The 18,005-nt window shown below is 57.9% G+C and carries 14 protein-coding genes and 2 pseudogenes; 6 read left to right on the top strand and 10 right to left on the bottom strand.

The features are described from left to right. Window positions 1-21 precede the first annotated feature (21 nt). The 6 genes from AC0L15_RS08210 to AC0L15_RS08185 all read right to left on the bottom strand — a co-directional run bounded on the left by AC0L15_RS08210 (window position 22) and on the right by AC0L15_RS08185 (window position 6,448). Window positions 22-1,143, bottom strand: a complete 1,122-nt coding sequence (locus AC0L15_RS08210; protein WP_473496169.1) for an ABC transporter ATP-binding protein — start codon at window positions 1,141-1,143, stop codon at window positions 22-24. Next, a complete protein-coding gene (locus AC0L15_RS08205) occupies window positions 1,136-2,143 on the bottom strand; it encodes an ABC transporter ATP-binding protein (protein ID WP_473496168.1) in 1,008 nt (335 codons plus the stop codon). The genes AC0L15_RS08210 and AC0L15_RS08205 overlap by 8 nt, the downstream gene beginning before the upstream one ends. Then, the gene (locus AC0L15_RS08200) at window positions 2,140-3,072 is read right to left on the bottom strand and encodes an ABC transporter permease (protein WP_473496167.1); all 933 of its coding nucleotides are present in this window, start codon (window positions 3,070-3,072) and stop codon (window positions 2,140-2,142) included. Before AC0L15_RS08200 ends, AC0L15_RS08205 begins: the two co-directional genes overlap by 4 nt. Next, window positions 3,069-4,043, bottom strand: coding sequence for an ABC transporter permease (locus AC0L15_RS08195; protein ID WP_473496166.1), 975 nt, complete (start codon window positions 4,041-4,043; stop codon window positions 3,069-3,071). The genes AC0L15_RS08200 and AC0L15_RS08195 overlap by 4 nt, the downstream gene beginning before the upstream one ends. Beyond that, the gene (locus AC0L15_RS08190) at window positions 4,040-5,737 is read right to left on the bottom strand and encodes an ABC transporter substrate-binding protein (RefSeq protein ID WP_473496165.1); all 1,698 of its coding nucleotides are present in this window, start codon (window positions 5,735-5,737) and stop codon (window positions 4,040-4,042) included. Before AC0L15_RS08190 ends, AC0L15_RS08195 begins: the two co-directional genes overlap by 4 nt. Window positions 5,738-6,307: 570 nt before the next feature. Further along, entirely contained in the window at window positions 6,308-6,448 is a 141-nt protein-coding gene (locus tag AC0L15_RS08185) for a hypothetical protein (protein WP_473496164.1), read from the bottom strand. Window positions 6,449-6,846: 398 nt separating this feature from the next. Between AC0L15_RS08185 and AC0L15_RS08180 the strand changes: the two are divergent. Then, a pseudogene (locus AC0L15_RS08180) lies at window positions 6,847-6,976 on the top strand (IS91 family transposase); the annotation flags it as partial. Between the two features lie 64 nt (window positions 6,977-7,040). On the opposite strand, the gene AC0L15_RS08175 reads toward AC0L15_RS08180, so the two are convergent. Next, entirely contained in the window at window positions 7,041-7,316 is a 276-nt protein-coding gene (locus AC0L15_RS08175; protein ID WP_473496163.1) for a hypothetical protein, read from the bottom strand. A 279-nt stretch (window positions 7,317-7,595) separates the two neighbouring features. Here AC0L15_RS08175 and AC0L15_RS08170 point away from each other — a divergent pair, with 279 nt between their 5' ends. Next, the gene (locus AC0L15_RS08170; protein WP_473496162.1) at window positions 7,596-9,032 is read left to right on the top strand and encodes an amidase; all 1,437 of its coding nucleotides are present in this window, start codon (window positions 7,596-7,598) and stop codon (window positions 9,030-9,032) included. 344 nt (window positions 9,033-9,376) lie between these two features. On the opposite strand, the pseudogene AC0L15_RS08165 reads toward AC0L15_RS08170, so the two are convergent. Further along, window positions 9,377-10,719: pseudogene (locus tag AC0L15_RS08165) on the bottom strand (transposase). Between the two features lie 501 nt (window positions 10,720-11,220). Here AC0L15_RS08165 and AC0L15_RS08160 point away from each other — a divergent pair. Next, on the top strand, window positions 11,221-12,450 hold the full coding sequence (locus tag AC0L15_RS08160) for an ATP-grasp domain-containing protein (protein ID WP_473496220.1): 1,230 nt from the start codon (window positions 11,221-11,223) through the stop codon (window positions 12,448-12,450). 1,215 nt (window positions 12,451-13,665) lie between these two features. On the opposite strand, the gene AC0L15_RS08155 is transcribed toward AC0L15_RS08160, so the two are convergent. Both AC0L15_RS08155 and AC0L15_RS08150 read right to left on the bottom strand, forming a co-directional pair. Continuing rightward, window positions 13,666-14,367 (bottom strand): GntR family transcriptional regulator, encoded by a 702-nt coding sequence (locus AC0L15_RS08155; RefSeq protein WP_473496161.1) that lies wholly within the window; start codon window positions 14,365-14,367, stop codon window positions 13,666-13,668. Continuing rightward, a complete protein-coding gene (locus AC0L15_RS08150; RefSeq protein ID WP_473496160.1) occupies window positions 14,367-15,140 on the bottom strand; it encodes a maleate cis-trans isomerase family protein in 774 nt (257 codons plus the stop codon). The genes AC0L15_RS08155 and AC0L15_RS08150 overlap by 1 nt, the downstream gene beginning before the upstream one ends. A gap of 159 nt (window positions 15,141-15,299) precedes the next feature. Between AC0L15_RS08150 and AC0L15_RS08145 the strand changes: the two genes are divergently transcribed. The 3 genes from AC0L15_RS08145 to AC0L15_RS08135 are packed head-to-tail and all read left to right on the top strand — an operon-like array spanning window position 15,300 to window position 18,000. Next, window positions 15,300-16,445, top strand: a complete 1,146-nt coding sequence (locus AC0L15_RS08145; RefSeq protein WP_473496159.1) for a M24 family metallopeptidase — start codon at window positions 15,300-15,302, stop codon at window positions 16,443-16,445. Between the two features lie 9 nt (window positions 16,446-16,454). Continuing rightward, window positions 16,455-16,667 (top strand): hypothetical protein, encoded by a 213-nt coding sequence (locus AC0L15_RS08140; RefSeq protein WP_473496158.1) that lies wholly within the window; start codon window positions 16,455-16,457, stop codon window positions 16,665-16,667. Then, window positions 16,660-18,000 (top strand): amidase, encoded by a 1,341-nt coding sequence (locus tag AC0L15_RS08135; protein WP_473496157.1) that lies wholly within the window; start codon window positions 16,660-16,662, stop codon window positions 17,998-18,000. The genes AC0L15_RS08140 and AC0L15_RS08135 overlap by 8 nt, the downstream gene beginning before the upstream one ends. Window positions 18,001-18,005: the final 5 nt, after the last annotated feature.

The following is an 18,005-nucleotide window of genomic DNA, read 5'->3' as shown; positions in this document are numbered from 1 at the left end:
GGCTACAATAGTGGGACGAATTCATAGCCCGTCCAAAAGCTTGACACTTGGCGACTGATCGGGGGCAGTATTGCCGTTCCAGGGTCCGTCCTGCCCCTTGCTATAGGGTGTAATTTCGCACCCGATAGCGTGTGTCGGGGAGTCAATTGCCAGCCAGCAGGCGGATGAGTGCTCTGGTCCAACCTCGATGGATGGTGGTTCCTCTTGCCGGCAGCGGTCGAAGGCCAAAGGGCAACGCGGATGGAACCGACAGCCGTTCGGCACGCGCGCGGCACTTGGAACTTCGCCTTGCAGGGCCGGCAACTCGGCGCGACCTGCATTGGCGCCAATCTGCGGGGTGGCGTTACGCAAGGCGACGGTATACGGATGGCGAGGGTTGAATGTGATCTCGTCGGCGCTACCGATCTCGACCAATTTTCCAAGATACAAGACGGCAATTCTGTCGGCGATCAACCAGGCAAGCGACAAGTCGTGGGTGATGAACAATAGCGCCATGTTGTGCTTGTCGCGCAGGTCAACCAAGACCTGAAGAATCTGTGCGCGTATCGACACATCGAGCATCGAGACAGGTTCGTCGGCGACGATGAGTTCCGGCCTCGCGGCAAGCGCTCCAGCAATCACAACCCGCTGGCGCTGCCCACCAGACAGCTCGTGGGCGAAGCGGGCGAAGAAATCACCGGGAGGATTGAGCCCGGCGGACGCAAGAGCTTCACTGACCCGCCTGGCGAGTTGGCTGCCGTTCTCGACCAGCCGCAATGAACGCAGCGGTTCTGCCACAATATCGAAAACGGTGTGTCGCGGATTGAGCGCCTGATAGGCGTCCTGAAAGATCATTTGCACCGCGCGCCTGTATGGGCGCAAAGCCGACAAGCCTTGAACGGACGTCATGTCGCGGCCTTTAAACAACAGCTTGCCGCCTGTTGGCTGAGCAAGCTTGGTAATGAGGCGGCCCACCGTCGTCTTGCCGCTTCCCGATTCCCCGACCAGGGCGACGATCTCGCCCCGTCCGACGTTGAGGTCGATCCCGTCTACCGCGCGCACGGCGCCGGCAGGTCGGCCCAGGACACGGTCGAACAGCCCGCCCTGGATAGGAAAATGGACCTGTAGGTTCTCAAGACGCAGGATATCGGCGGCGTCAGGCATGAGCTGCGACCTTGTCTTCTTGCGAGGACCGGTGAAGGTGACAGGCGACGCGTCCCTGCCCGAACCTATCGAGGCTGGGGAGCTCGGTCGCGCAAATCCCCATAGCCGACGGGCAACGCGGATGAAAGGCGCAGCCCGAGGGTCGGTTCACCAAGTTGGGGGGATCACCGGGTATCGGCCGGACCATCTTTTTGCCGCTCGCTGGGTTCGGGATCGATTCGATCAGCAGGCGAGTGTAGGGATGTTTGGGCTGGGCGAAGATCTCGGCGACAGTGCCATCCTCGACGATTCGGCCGGAATACATGATCATGACGCGATCACAACACTCAGCCACCACAGAAAGGTCGTGGGTGATCAAAATGAGGGCGAGGTTAAGTCGCGATCGCAACTCACCCAGCAGTTTAAGGATCTGAGCCTGTGTGATAACGTCAAGCGCCGTAGTGGGCTCATCACCGATGATGAGTGAGGGGCGACACGCGAGCGCCATGGCGATCATAACCCTCTGTCGCATTCCGCCTGACAATTCGTGGGGATAGGCAGCGCCGCGATCCGCCGGGATGCCTACGAGCTCGAGCAACTCACTTGCCCGCGCGGTCGCATCACCACGCGACATGCCACGCTTCAGCATACACGGTTCGGCAATCTGATTGATGATACGGTGAACAGGATTAAGCGCATTCATCGCGCCTTGGAAGACTACGGACGTTTCGCTCCAGCGATGTGGCCGCATCGCCGCATCATCGTCGATCGGCAGTCGGTTACCGCGATAACGCACCTCGCCGCTGCTGACCCGCGCGTTGGGCGATAGCAGACCCGCGATCGTCATGGCGGTCGTGGTCTTGCCGCTGCCCGATTCTCCGACGAGGCCAACGGCCTCTCCGGCCCGGAGCGCAAAGCTTACTCTGTCGATCGCACGCGATGGAACGCCCTTGAGCCCGTAGTCGACGGTGAGCCCGTCAACCTCCAAAAGCGATACTCTGCCTTGAGGGGAGTCTATCATGGGATCACGCGCCGCTGTGGATTGAATGTGTCGTCGAGCGCATTGCCAATCAGGACAAAGCTAAGCGAAACCGTGAGGACGCACACTCCGGGGGCGCCGAGATACCACCAGGCCCCAGCACTGGCCGCGCCGGCGCGCTGAGCCAGCGCCAGCAATGTGCCCCAAGAGGGCTGCAAGGGGTCCCCAACCCCGAGGAACGACAGTGATGTCTCAACATAGATTGCGCCGGCGACGACCAGAGCCCCGTTGGCTGCGATTTGCGGCACGAGATTGGGGAGGATGTGCCGCACCATGATACTGAGGTTGCTGCTGCCTGCAACGCGCGCGCGGTCAATAAATGTTCGCTCCTTAAGCGACAGTGTCTGGCTCCGAATGACACGGGCGACGAACGCCCAGCTTGTCATGCCGATAACGACAAGGATCACAAAAAGAGAAGGACGGAAGCCGAGGATTTCTCTGCCCCGCCCCATCACCTCGAGAACTACGGGTGTGATGACCAGCGCCAGCACGAAGGACGGCATGACAAAAAAGAAGTCCGTCAAGCGCATCAGCCAGACCTCCACCCAGCCACCAAAGTAGCCCGCGCTCATTCCGACCGTGGTGCCGACGATGAGGCTGATCACAGTCGCCAGTAGCGCAATCGTAAGCGAGATCCGGGCACCATGGACAACCAAATTGAAGACATCCCGCCCCACCTCGTCGGTCCCCAGCAGATGCTGGCTTGATGGTGGCTCAAGGAAGTCACCTGATGCGGTTCCTACCGTCTCAAGTGGGCCCACGAGGGTACGGGGCATAGTAGCCAGCGCAAGGAAGAAAACCAAACACAACAGGCCGAGCTGAGCCCCGCCGTGGCCAATAAATTGCCGCACGAATCCCTTGATCGCTCGGGCCCGACTACTCTGCGAATATCGAACAATACTATCACTCATTGCCTGACTCGCGGATCAAGAACGCCGTAGGCCAGATCGGCCAGCAGGTTTCCAACAACTATCGACGCACCGAGCAATAGGAAAATGCCCTGAAGGACCGGGTAGTCCCTCGCGTTGAGGGCCTCGACCGTGAGCCCGCCGATCCCCGGCCAGGCGAAGACAGCTTCGACGGTGATGGCACCTGCCACCACGTAGCCAAGATTGAGGGTAATCAAGGTCACGACCGGCAGCATTGCGTTGCGGAATGCATGACGCATCAGGATCTGAGCATTGGTGAGCCCTTTGGCTCGTGCGGTTACCATGTAGTCCTCGGTCACAACGTCGCTCATTGCTGCGCGAGCGACCACGACGTACTGGCCAACTAGCCCGAGGGCGACCGCCGTGACGGGAAGCGCGAGATGCCGCAGGTAATCAAAAAACCGATCAAGTGAACCGTTGATAGCGCCAGGTGAATAGGCACCATAGCCTGGAACCCAGCCTAATGCCGTACTGAAGATCACTACCAGAAGCATACCCAGCCAGAAAGCCGGCGTAGAATAGAGCGCCAGAGAGACTCCCGTAACGATATGGTCGACTGCTCCTCCTCTGCGCCAACCCGCATATAGGCCAAGCATAACCCCGCTTAGAATGGCAATAAATTGGGCTAGACCAACCAGAGCGATAGTGGCCGGCAATCGCTCCATGACCAAGCCATCTACACGCCTCCCCCTGAATTTGAAGCTATAGCCCAAGTCACCATGAAGCGTTGCCCAAACGTAGTCGACAAGCTGGTCAGGTATCAGCGGCCTGTCGAGGCCCCAACTCTGGCGCTGCGCCTCGATCTGCTGAGCGGTCGCGCTGATACGCGCACCGCCAAGCAGAAGCGATGCTGGGTCGCCCGGAATAACCCTGAAGAGAATAAAATTTAGAGCCGCCACCATCAGGAGCGTGAGGACGGCCCTGATCAGGATTCGCGCGATGCGCCGGCTCATTGGTTTCCCTCTCCATCACCACCGCTTTCAACAGGCCTCAGGCGATCGAAAGGAAAGTAGCCCCACTGCGAAATTGCGTCGTTCGAGCCCCAACCCTCGAAGCAATCCTTACGATGAGCGTCAAGCAGGAAGGGGTAATACAGTATGATATAAGGCGCTTCGGTGTAAATGAGACGCGCCGCCTCATTGACAAGCTCCTGGCACTTCTTAAGTTCTACCGTGGAGTCCACCTCTGAAACAAGTTTGTCGAATTTTTCATTTGCCCAGTAAGATTTATTGTTAGAGCCGATCGCCTCACTGCTTCCTATCACAAGCAGGTCGTGGGGACTAGGGGATAGCCAGCTATCGGTCACCAGCATATCCCAGCCTCCGCCGCCCTTTTCTGGTGTTGCGTATCGGGCGGCGAGCGCCGCGCCGTCTAGCTGGCTCACTGATACTGGAACACCAATTTGGCCTAACCAGTCAGCTATCAGCTGCACAACCGCAATCGGCATCTCGATATTAGCGCCTGCGAAAATCAACTCCAGCCGGAAGCTGTTTCCATCCTTGTCCTCTCGGATGCCGTCTCCGTTTTTGTCCCGATAACCGGCGGCGTCGAGCCGACGACCTGCCTCGGCAAGATCGAAGTGGCGCTTGATGTCACTCAGATCCGAGTAGTAATCGGCCACCGCCGGCATAGCTAGTCCGACACCAGGATCGGCGAGCCCGCGCAGGGCGCGATCAACTATGGCCTTCTGGTCGACCGCGTAGGCGATTGCATCTCGAAACGCAGGATCCTGCAGGGCCTTTGTGCTACCCCGCCCCTCTCCAGAGAGAGTGTTGAATGCAAGGAAACTGCGGATTTCGACAGGCTGTTGCCCCACGATAATGTCGGCATTTTTCGACAAGTCTGCCCACTGGGCGGCCGTAAGCCCGAGACCGTAGTCGACATCTGCGCTCTTCAGACCCTGCGCGATGGAATCGGCATTGCCGAGAAAACGAAAGACCACACCTGCTGTTCTCGGCTGCCCTGTCCGGAAGTTCTTGTTCGGCGTCATTACGGTAAATTGGCCCTGCTGAAACTCCGAAACGATCATGGGGCCCGTGCCCACGAGCGGCGGGTCGTTGCGGAATGTGCTGCGCGCATCGGCATAGCTGATATCCTTCCAGACGTGCTCGGGAACAATCATGATAGCGTTGTCGATCGGCCAGCGCGTTGGAGCCTTGGTTACAATCTGCAGAGTCTCGTCATCGAGTGCCTTGATCGACTCGACCTGTTCCAAACCGCTCGTGTTATTCCAGCCCACATTCAGCTCGTCCGGCTTCCCAATCGAGTGGCGGAGATAGTTATAAGTGAACGCCGCGTCTTTTGCAGTGGCGCGCTGGCCGTCCGACCATTTCATGCCCGGCCAGATTTTGAACATCCAGGTAAGGTTGTCGTCCGCAACGGACCACTCCTTGGCAAATCCCTTCCTATCATTGTGGCGCTGAGCGTCCACGCCCACCAAGAAGTCATAGGAGAAAGCCGTGGGCCAAAAGGAGCCCCAGGTCGCAAAAGGATTCATCGTAGTAGGGGAACTAGTTGAGGCGATTCGCACAACGTGATCGTCGCAGGACGATGCCGCCAACGCTCTTGAGCTCATAACCCACACTGCAGCCGATCCCAGCAGCATCGCTTTGACGACGCTACGACGGTTGATTGGCAACTTATTCATTCTGTCCTCCCTTGGAAGCTTTGATCCATTCTCGTCGCACCCCTACCCTCGCTTGGGGGGATGCAGAACCCACGCATCCCTTTGATCGCGCAGTTCTGCCACGACGAAACAGCAGACCGCCTGAGGCTAAAACCTCCAGAAGGGGTGCAAAGCCGCTTGCACCACACCCAAAAGCCGGCGGTATTCCCTCGTTCCAATCCCACCATGGCCTGGATTTGAGCTCTTGGAAGCGACGCCCTACAACGGGAAAATTGCTCACACGCAGCGAGAGCTCACTCGCCAACAAATGGCGTTACGTGCGAGACAGCAAGGCCTAGTTCATTCCTTTCCGTGTATTGGCGTCTTCACCCCACGTCCCACAGATTGCGTTGGCAACTGCATATTTGTGCGTCAAAAGTCAAAGCTGATTGAAACAGAGTGGTCATAATAGGTTTCTGCTTGATCCAAATGCTTGGTGACAAACAGCGGTTGATGAAAGCTGGCCGCCCACGAACGAGAACGTATTTCATTCCCGGAGCCATCCAACATCGAAACGTCGAGCCCAAGCAGGGCGCCCAAGATCCGCCCAGTTCACGAACCTGCCTCGGTGACTTTTGCATCACCGTTCACGCTCTCAGACCAGATATCGGAGGTGCGAGTTGCTGTTGCCGCCAACAAGCCGCCCTGCACGATCAACACTTGGCAGTAGCCCCAATCGACAAGAAAACCCAAGGCCGTGATTCCAGCTGGCAAAATCCGGATCGAGAAAGCAGAAGAGCTTATGCTCGATCAGCACTGCGGCAACGAGGCGACATACGCAACTTCCCATAAGGTTATCTAGTGTCCAGGCCTCACAAATCATACCAATACCCAAGCACCGGCGGAGAGTATTATCTTCATGATGGCACTTGCTTAGGAATACATAAACGCTTTACGAGATGGTATGTTTCGCCTTACCAGTAAGTTGGCTCGATTTACGCCGCGTCGAGAACTGCTCGGACGTGAGGGATGGCGGACCACACGAGGGCCTCCAGCGGCCTAATGGGTGAAGCCAAGTCAGCTTGACCAGTTGAGCATCGAGGTCCGTCTCCCGACCCGAGCTTACGTCGCCAGTCGACCCGACGGCGTACATCTTCCGCCGCCACGGCGAAGCCTACGCCCAAGCCGATCACGGGAGGCCGTGCACGAGCCATGAGCCCGGTTGAGTTGTGCCGGACGGCCGAACTCAGCGGCCATGTCGCAAGCTGCCGGTCTGCGGGGCCCCGCGCATCTTCTTTGCCCGTTCACGGGCCGCCGGCCGCTCGATCGCCCGAGGTTCATCACCCTAAGGTAAGATGCCGTCGAGACCTGCCCCCTGGACGAGGATGGGCGCAAAGCGCCGCCCAGTGCGCGCATGTGTCTTGTTTTGGAGCCATGCAAGGCGTGCCAACAGCCCGTTAATATCGCCGCCGCGCACCGCATACTTCGCCATCCGCTCGCCACTACTTGGCGAGGGCGACGTGTCCAGCCGGCTCGATTTGATGAGTTCAGAGGAAACGAAAACTCGCGCCAGAATCAGTGCAGATAACGCCAAGCGCGGCAGATCGATCGGCTGCAACAAGCATGATTGGCTCAAGAGTTAAGCACACAGCCACAATCCCAAAACGCAAGTCGCTTCCACCACTCGTCATGCGATCTCTGGATTGCGAGAGGAGCACCCCGCTTTGCCAAGCAATCCGTTGCAGTCATTGGCCAAGGCACCGACCGTATACTGTGCCGTCACATTTCAAAAGGTGCCGTTTACGCGAGTTTGAATTTCAGAGGTAGAACGATTTCGGCGCGTATGTTTCGCATTCAAAAGTTATTTTGAACTCATGGCCACGATGAAAGGAGACTCTGTATGAAACTAAGTGAATATGTAGGCCACGACGCGACCGGTTTGGCTTCTCTCGTAAAGGCCGGCGAAGTGACTCCTGTGGAACTAATACGCTTGTCGCGAGAGGCCCACGACGAGGTCAATCCCAGCATCAACGCTATCATTGAGCTCTATGACGATGCTGAGACCGTTGCCGGCGCAGATGGCGGGATTTTTCATGGCGTGCCCTTCCTAAGGAAGGATACGGGAGCGACTGAAGCTGGTCGTCTCCAAGAATTGGGAAGTCGCCTCTTCAAAGGCAACCGCTCGAAAACAGACAGTTTCTTTTTTAGACGCGCTCGGACGGGCGGTCTCCGGTGTATCGGAAGAACAACGACGCCAGAGCTTGGCATATCTGGATTCAGCACATCGATACTCAATGGCGTAACCGGTAATCCGTGGAACTTGCAGCGTACGGCAGGGGGCTCTTCCTCGGGCTCCGCGGCGGCGGTGGCCGCCGGGATCGTCCCAATTGCACATGGGGGCGATGGTGCTGGATCTATCCGCGTCCCAGCGTCCTGGTGCGGTCTAGTTGGACTAAACCCCTCGCGCGGGCGTGTTTCCGGTGGCCCAGACCACCAAGACCCAATGTTTGGCCTTGTTCGACAGTTTGTACTTTGCCGCACTGTGCGCGACATGGCTGCCGCTTTGGATGTCTTTTCCGGCCCGCATCCGGGGGACCCGTTTATTATTGTCCAGCCTAGTCGCCCCTACATATGCGAACTATCCCATCCGACCGGCACTCTGCGGGTTGGAATTGCTAAGACGCGGTGGGGTGAGGTTGATATCGAGCCAGAGGTCATGCATGCAGTCGAGTCCACGGCCCACCTTCTGGAAGAAATGGGGCATACCATTGTAGACATCGAGGCGCCTTTCGAAATTGAAGATTACTGCAAAATATGGTTCGGCTTAATCAACCTCGGCAATGGCTCTCTTGAAGACGCGGCGCGAACAATGGGCCGCATTATCAGCGCAGAGACGCTAGAGCCAGTTAATCTCAAACTAAACGAATACGGTGCGAACCTCCCGTTGTCATATTCTCGGGAGGTGCATGAAGCTCTTCGGCTAATGAGGCTGCGGGTAGGCGAAGCGTTGAGTTCGTTCGATATCGTCGTAACCCCGACGATGCCGATCGTGGCTTTGCCCCACGGTGGCATTTATTGCGCGACTAATCCGACCATCTCCGCCGAGGAGTTCATGAAAGCGGATGGCGCGCTCTATTCGCAGTTGGGTATTTTCAACGTCACAGGGCAACCGTCCGTATCATTGCCTTTGGCACAAAGCGCCGACGGGCTGCCTATCGGCATTCAGCTCGTGAGCCGCTTCGGTGAAGAGGCCGTGCTGGTCCGTGTCGCGCGCGATCTGGAAGAGGCCAGACCGTGGAGCGGAAGACAACCGGGGGTCCGTGCAGGCGGCATCTGACGATCAGCGGTGGCGCTCCATTTCGCTGCGGAGTTCGACATCCCGACTTAAGCTCGCCGGAGGCGGCTTGCGAAAATTTGATAGTCGATACAGGACGCCCGTCAGAGTGTCGCGTTGGCAAGCTTGGCCGACCCGCCGTTGCATATGGGAGAGTGAGGCGATATCAATGTCCCTTGCACTTCCCCCAATCGCGAGATTTGCCTGGTCTAATCAAGGTCCAGCCGTCGAGACTGAAAACTAGATAGAAACTGGGGGCAACGTCAGCACCTGCTAAGATTGTGTTGAAGAAGTCGGACAGCGTGTTCGTTGGTCGCCATTTGAGGATGTTCGGAGGCCAGGGCCTCTCACGCCGGTTTCGGCATCGGCACCGGAATCAGCTCGGCGAGTTTCCGGAGGTTCTGGGCGGTGGCTGCCAGGTGGAACTCGTCTCGGGCGCCATTCGTTCCCCGTAGTCGCAGGCGATCGAGTTTCAGGATACGTTTTGAGGTGGGCGAACAGCATCTCGACCTTCTTTCGCTCGTGGCGCGAGGTGACATAGGCGTCGGTGGCGGCGATATCACGGGCCATGTCGCGCGCACCCTCGTGGATGGAGCGCATGATCTTGCGGCTGGAGCGTTCGGACAGCATCGAGGCTTGAGAGCGCAGGCGTCGCAGTCGAGCTTGCTGACGCGCTAGCGCATGAAGCCCTCGTCGTCGACACCGTGGCGGGGTGAGGTGAAGCGCCGCTCCTTGCCGCTTGGACAGGTGTAGAGATCGCGCCTGCGATCTAGCTGAACTCTGCCCGCTCAAAGGTCCATCGCGACGCTCTGACTTGTCGGAGACAGGGATGTGCGGCTCGATCCCGCACTCATGCAACGAGCCAACCCAGCATCTCGGCCGAACCGTACGCGCTGTCGGCGGCCAGCCGCTCCGGGTAGAGATTGAAGCGATCCTGGACGCGCTCGATCATGCTACGTGCCGCACCGACCTCCGCCTGCCGGATTGCGCGGCTCGCCTCGACGTCCACTATGACGGCGTCGTTCAGGTCGATCAGATAGTTGGTGGCGTCGGCGAAGAAGGCACGACCCTTCATCGCTCCAGTCCATTGCGCCGCCGGGTCGGACCTCGATACGAACTTCGGCTCACCTCGCTCGCTGCAGTGTCGAGATACTCCTGTACCGAGCGGCGTGTTGCCGCCATCATCTCCCAGTCGACCTGCTCCGATCCCTCGGCTGAACACTGCTTGTTCGCGTCTGCTCTGGTGAGGCCGGCATCGACGGCGAAGCCCTCGTTGCCGACGAGACCTTAGTCGATCCAGCGGCACACCGTAGTCTCGAACAATTCGCGCAGCAGATCGCTGTCGCGAAAGTGGCCGTGCCGGTTCTTGGAGAAAGTGGAATGGTCCGAGACATCACCCTCCAGGCCAAGCCGACAAACCAGCGATAGGCAAGATTCAGATGCACTTCTTCGCAGAGCCGGAGCTCGGAGCGGATACCGAAGCAGTAGCCGACGATCAGCATCCGGATCATTAGCTCCGGATCGACGAGGCCGGCCGATCTCGCTGTAGAACGGCCGCAGATGGGAGCGGAGTTCGGAAAGGTCGACGAACAGGTCAATCGAGCGAAGCGGATGGTCTGATGGCACGTGACGAATCGATGCTGAACTCGTAGAACAGCCCTTCCTGCATCACGGTCCGCTCGCCCATCATCGACTCAATCTCCTTTTCCCAACGGGACTGAATCAGTGCTTCAGAACGGCTTCAAGCCGGATTTTTTGAACACAATCCTAACAAAGGTGACATCCGCGACCACAAGAAGCTTCCTCTGCGCGGGCCCAAGCCTCATGACCGCTTTCAGGGCCGCACCATAGAATTCGAATTTACGTCTCGAATCAGATGTTCGGGACGAGAGTCATGAGCCAATCTGTTTCCCACACGGATACCGCAAGAGCAGTTGATAGGAAATCAAGTCTTTCCTAGCATGCTCCGCCGCGTGCCCTCCAACGGAGGAGCTTGACCTCCGGTGGTTTTTCCACTTGAGAGTGGTACGCGTGTTGTACCACCCGATCAGACTATAACAAATTCTCCAACTAAGTTTACGGAATCTTTGCAACCGGAAGATCCCGCCAATGATACCTTCACCAAAGGTCGGCGGTTAGGCGCGTGGTTCACGCTCAGATCGCCGCACAGCACATAACCGAGGTCACCCCTATGGCGAGAAGAGCGCTCATCCTAGTTGAAGGCCACCCAAGGTGCACTGGTCTGCTATACGTCCAAGCGGCCAAGCGTCTTGGTCTTTATCCAATTACCCTGTCGGCTGATCCAGCTCAGTACGACTACATTGCGGCGGAAAAAGTTGAGTCGATCCGTGTCGACACAGACAATCTCGAGGCGCTGATTCGGGAATGTTCCCGGCTGCGGGCGAGCTATGACATTGCTGGCATTGCAACCACCGAAGAAGATGTCTATGCGGCGGTTGGCAAGCTCTGCAAGCATTTCGATCTACCGGGACCGGACCCCGCATCGATTGAACGATGCTGCAATAAGTTCACTCAACGTCAGCTCCTCGAGGACGCTGGCGTTCCTACACCCGCCTACCGCTTGGCGACGAGCGCGGTGGACGTAGAAAACTCCGCCGCGGAAATCGGCCTACCGGTGGTACTTAAGCCAGCCGTGGGCGCCGGCAGCAGAGGTGTCCGGCTGTGCCGCAGCATGGGTGAGTTGGCCCAATATACGGCCTTCTATTTGGCGGGATGCCACACGTCGCAGACTTCGCCGAATATACTGGTCGAAGAATTCGCACAGGGCCCCCATTATTGCGCTGACATAATGGGAAATGAGGTCATCGGAATCGCCCGGGCGGAGTTCGGGCCGCCGCCCCATTTCGTCTTTCGTGAATTCACCTTTCCGGCCCCGCTGACAAACGACGAGCATGAGCGTATCGTAGACGCTTCGCTGAGCTGTTTGCGAGCTCTCGGCCTCGAGTGGGGCCCAACTAACGTTGAGCTCCGGTGGACGAAGCGCGGCCCGGTTGTCATTGAAGTCAATCCGCGACTTCCTGGCACACCTGATCCTCAAATAATTCGGTTGGCTTACGGTGTCGATCTCATCGAGGAGCATATTAAGCTTGCCATCGGCGATGAATGGGACTTGCGCAGAAGGCATTCGCAAACCGTGGCCGCCCGGATCCTTGTTTCTGATCGCGATGGCACCATTGATTCAATTGGTGGGGAGAGTCGGGCGGCCGCCGTGCCAGGCGTCTCGGAGATTAAATTCTATGTTGGGCCCAAGAGTGAAATCGTCAGGAAAGGCGATTCACGAGACTGGATCGGACATGTCATCGCAGCTTCACCTAGCCATGCCCAAACCGCAGCGATACTTCAGCAGGCCGTTAATTTAATCAGTTGGTCTATTACACCATTTCCTACCGTCGGCGAATAGGGACCTCTCCGTCCCTGCTCAGCTTGTCTCACTAATTTAGTAGCTGACTCTGCTCTGAAATCGTAACCCATGCCGGGAACGAGGGTGATGGAGAAGATGGAGAGATTTTCCACCGCAGTCTCTCCAGCCGCGCCTCCGATCGGTGGCTGGAGGTGCCGGCCGAGACGCGCGCAACGAGCGAACAGATCTGGATCAGGAAAACGCGCTAGGCCCAAAGAGCCAATGCGCTCGATGTTGAGATTTGGACCCGATCTGCAGATCACATAGCGCCCAGCGGCTTCTCGAAATGCCGCACATGAAGTGCCTGACGGAAGACCGCACTCATCACACGTCGAAAAGGGCCAGAAGTCGCTTGCGGCCGGCAACCAACCTCCGCAACCGATGCGTTCACATGGGGAGTAGATTGTCGCGCAGACGTTCGAGTTTGGCACGAGGAGACCGTCGTCATTTGGTGTTGCACGCTCTCGTGTTTCAACTGTGTCCAACTTGCAGACGTCCTTGTGTGAAACCCGACACTGAGGCGTCCGCACCGCGTGGCGCATTTTCGCTGCCCACATGTCGTTCCCAGAAGCCTTGCCGTCTTGTTGCCATTGCTGCAGGACCTGATGACCAATTTCCACACCTCATCGCAATCGGGCGCAGCATAGGGTCCGTTCAATTCGTTGTCCAACCCAGACGATGCGGAGACCGCGCAGATGCCACCCTGGCAAGCGCTGCCGGAAGAGACGCGCCGCGCTTTTCGGGAGTCCAGCCATGTCCCGCCCGCCCGTACGCTCTTTATCGATCCGCGACCATCTTTCGGCGCTGTCGGGTCGCGCCAGCGTTAGCGGGCGGTCTACCCGCCGCCTGAAATCCTGCTTGTGGTGCTGTGGGCGACGTTGTGCAGCATTGAGGATTTTGTCGAGACCAAGCGTAGGGGAGGAGCGGCTCGACCTTCTGCGCCGTATTCTGCCCGACCAACCGCACGCGGATTCTCGACGAGACCAGGGTGCAGGTTCTTAAGGAGGATGGCCCGATATTGAACCCCATTTCCGCTAAATATCCAGATATAGCAGCCACAAGGCCGCGCGTAGACCGCAGGTAACGATAAGGACAATGCCGTCATGATTCTGTCATTCCGCAAAGGGGAAAGGGCCCCACAACATGGCCGCAGACTGCGGCGGTGGAACAAGTTTCCGTCAGATCCCGCGCGGATTGACCTGACTGACGGGATGGTTACTCGCCCGTAGAGATGTATCTCGCGACGCGCGATAGGCCGTATGAGATGAAGTTTCGCTGCACGAAACCGACCGCTCTCAGATCTCCAGCACGCAAGGCGCGGCAGAGTTCATCAACCTCCTGCTTGAGGAACCTGACTTCGTCCTCCCACATTCGGTCCACAAAGCTGTACCAGACACGCGACGCTTGGAAGTACAGGCGGTCGTGGCTATCCCGCATCGCGGAATTGCTTATGAGCCCGTTTACAGCGAAATGAAGCTCGTGGTTGATTTGCCAGAACTGTTCAAAATCCCCTGACTGAAGAAGTGCCTCCACCCGCGGGACAAGCGCCTCGACCTCCTCCAGTACTTTGGGTGTTCGCTCCGGCCTGCTGAAATCGCCGATCATTTCACTCAGTCTTAGACGGAAAGCGTAGACGTCCTTCAATTGCTGGAAGTCCACTCCGGTGACTGTCGTACCGACCCCATTTTTGGTTTCAACAAGACCTTCGTAGTCAAGACGCTGCAACGCCTGCCGGACCGGTGTACGGCTGACATTGAACTCCGCAGCCAATTCTGTCTCGACGAGCAGTTCTCCGGGCCGATATCGCAACAGGCAGATCCGGTCGCGAAGAACACGATGGATCTCGATTGACTGGCCCCGAGGAGGCGCAGCTCGTGGCGCCTCTCGCTTAAATGCTGTCGCGGCGGCTTTGGACATCAGTTCTCTTTGAAAAGTAGGCCATATTTGTCGCTCCGGTCATTCACCCCCGCCAACCGCAAGCAATCCCACATCATCGCCTGGTTGCTAGTGATCACTGGCTTACCCGACTCTGCTTCAAGTGTCTGGATAATGTCCACCGAGCGAAGGGCGCCGCAACTGATAAAAATGGCCTCGGAATCTGCCCGATCGACCTGCTTTGCGAATTCGTAGATGTAGTCAGGGGTCACCCGCACCATGTCTTCATCATTTTCAATGTTCAAACCCTGGATATTCAGGATCTCAAATCCCCGTTCTTCCATATAAACCCGCTCGATCTCGTTGACCGGATCGACATAAGGAGTAGCGACGGTGATCTTCCTCGCATTCACGGCCTGCAGGGCGCGCATGACGCCGGAGATTATCGAGGTAGGCTTGGCGCCGGGTGCACCGCGCGTGAGTTCTGCGAATACCTTGTCTTCGCCGATCACCACGCTTCCAGAAGTGCACCCATAGCAAATGACGTCGAGTTGCACCTCCGGAACGATCAGAGCAGCAGCGTCACCGATTTCCGAAGCCATGGCAGACAGAGTTTCGACGTCCACCTTATTTGCCATCGGGGCTCTCTGAAAGTGAACGCCGACCCCATTTGGAGCGAGGTTGAACATGTCCTCTTCGATCGTCTGCTCCATTGCCAGAAGAACGAAGCCTAGCTTGGCCTTGTGATGGCGTCCCGCGTCGAACCAGATGCCTCCGCGACCGAGTGAATGTTCAGATTGTCCAGTCTGTTGCACCGTCTGCTCCTATAGCTGTTTTCCTACCTGTACACAGCAAAGGCGAATGCGCAAGATTTATTAAAAAAAAACGCCAGACGAGACAGTGATTGACAGATTTTTAGCACCGATTTAGCATTACTAAATCCAACCTGCATACAGCCTGAAAGGGCCGAGACCATGAGACCAGGCAAGCAACGTACCGAGAAACTGAAGAAGGCGCTCCAGGTGGGCTGCTTCGAAAGCGCCATTCTGACCAATCCGGATTCCATCGCCTACTTTGGCGAATATCTGGACTATCTGGGCATAGACTTCGGTCGTCCTACGCTGATGACGGTACCGGTTGACGGCGAACCGACCATTATCACTCCCCTGATGGAATCGGAGATGTGCGGACGGATGAGCTGGGTGACTGACATCCGCCCATGGAGGGACGGCATCAACGACGAGTGGCGCGGCGTGCTCAAGTCGGCGGTCGAAGGAAAGGCGCGCCGAGTTGCAATCGAGAAGCGATCCATCCCGGCGCTCGTGGCCAATGATCTGCTCCCCATGCTTCATGGAGCCGAAGTCGGCGATGCCGGACCTGTCATCTCGGAGATCCGGATGATCAAGTCGGCCGATGAGATCGGAACCATGCGCAAGGCGGGCGAAGTTGCCGTCGCGATGGTGAAAGGCGCGCGCGAAGCCATCGCCGAGGGCGTGCCGGAGTACGAGGTCGCGCTGGCGGTCATCGCAGCGGGCACCAGGAAGGCAGCGTCCTTCCTCGATGACAAGACGGATCGCTTCGTCTCTCCCACCATCTACAATCTTCAGATCCTTCAGTCGGGCACCGACGTGTGCCTGGTACATCGACGTTCGTCGGTTCGTGAAATCCGGAAGGGAGACCCGGTCTATCTCTGCTTCTGCGGAATCGCCAACTTCCGCAACTACAAGCTCGGCTTCGACCGCGAATTCTTCGTCAGCGGGGCGACAGACGAGCAGGCACGTGTCTATGAGACTGCCGTGGCCGCTCAGCAGGCGGCGCTCGCGGCAATCAAGCCGGGCATCGCATGCGAGGAAATAAACGCCGCTGCAGAAGCCGTCTATACGGAAGCAGGCTTCTCAGCTGGATATCGTACTGGTCGTTCGGTCGGTCAGTCATTCCTGGAATCCCCAGAACTGAAGCGCGGAGAGAAGCGTTTGCTCGAAGCCGGCATGACCTTCGCGGTCGACGGAGGGATCACGATCGAAGGTAGCTTCGGCGGGCGTATCGGTGATTCCATTGTAGTGACCGATACCGGATTTGAGTACCTGACGAACTATCCGCGTGAACTCGCAGTCGTTTGAGGTAGTTCAATGAACCGGTCCACCTTTGCTACATTGAAAGCGATGAACGCCGAATTCTTCGGCAGCCGCTGGGATGAGAAGGATCTGGAGCAGCTTGTCGCGCCAACATTCGGTGTCGTCTCCAGCTTCGAACAGGTCATTTTGGACCTTCAGCGCATTGTCAGTAAAGATCTGGGCCAGGTGACCCCCGATGACCACTGCTCGGGGCTCACCAATGAATAACAGGAAATCCGTCAAACAGATCGCGGCAGAATTTCGGAGCGGCCGCTCGGTTGTCGAAGTTGTCGAGGAGAGCTTGGCAACAGCGGAACGACTGAATCCCGAGCACTTCAGCTTCATAACGATCATGCGGGATCAAGCACTCTTGCGGGCGGCAAAAGCCGACGCCCGGAGAAGATACGGCCATGATGGGGTGCTGCTCGAGGGCGTGCCTTTCGCGGCAAAGGACATGTTCGAAACCGCCGACGTTCTCACAACGGGCGGAAGTCCGGTGCTCAAGGATAATGTGCCTGACACATCGGCCCTGGTCATCACGCGTCTGGAGGAGGCTGGCTCTGTACTGATCGGCAAGGCGAACCAGCACGAGTTCGCATATGGCGCGACGGGGGAGAACAGCTGGAGCGGTACGACACGCAATCCGTTCGACACCGCACGGTTGGCTGGAGGATCCAGCGGAGGGTCGGCGGCCGCGGTTGCGTCGGGAATCGTGCCCTACGCCCTGGGAACGGACACTGGCGGCTCGGTCCGCGTTCCAGCCGCACTTTGTGGAGTAGTTGGTTTCAAACCCAGCTTCGGGCGCATGAGCCTTCAAGGCGTCATTCCATACTGCTGGTCTCTCGATCATGCCGGGATCTTCGCCAACAACGTGGAAGACGTGGCCCTCGTTCTAGATCAGACGACATCTATCGGTCGCGCACCGGTACACAGGAACCTAAAGGTCGGGACCGTAAGGGGGTGGGCCGAAAGAAGTGACGCCCCCGTCCGTAAGGCGTTCCTCATGGCCAAATCTGCCCTCGAGCAAATGGGGGCATCATTCACGGAAATCGAGCTCCCGGACCAAGCGGAAGCAAGAACAGTTTCGCTGACGATACAGTTGGCAGAGACGTTGGCCTATCATGGCCCCAACCTCGCGCGTGCGCGCTCATCGTTCGGGGAAGACATGCTGAGCGGGATGGCGCTTGGACAGTTCCTTTCGGCAGAGAGCTACATTCAGTGCAAGCGCATGCTTGAGGTTTATGATCGGGCGTTCTCAGAGACGATGAGCACCGTGGACGTTCTGCTGACGCCCAGTTGCCCGATCACGGCCCCCAAAGTCGGTTCCGTGCGTGTCGACGTGGGAGGTGACAGCCTGCCCGTAGGAAACGCGCTGACCCTGTTCACATCGTTCTTCAACCTCGTGGGGACACCAGCTATCGCGCTCCCCGTCCCTGAGGCGACATCCTACCTTCCTGTATCAGCGCAGCTAGTCGGCCGACGCAATCGCGACTCCGAGCTTCTGGCGGTAGCGCAGGCTTTTGAGGAAACCCTTCGAGGAACAAACAAGATCGCGGCCTAGCCGCT

This window comes from Mesorhizobium sp. WSM4846, assembly GCF_055811415.1.
This window is presented reverse-complemented; position numbering and strand designations above follow the sequence as displayed.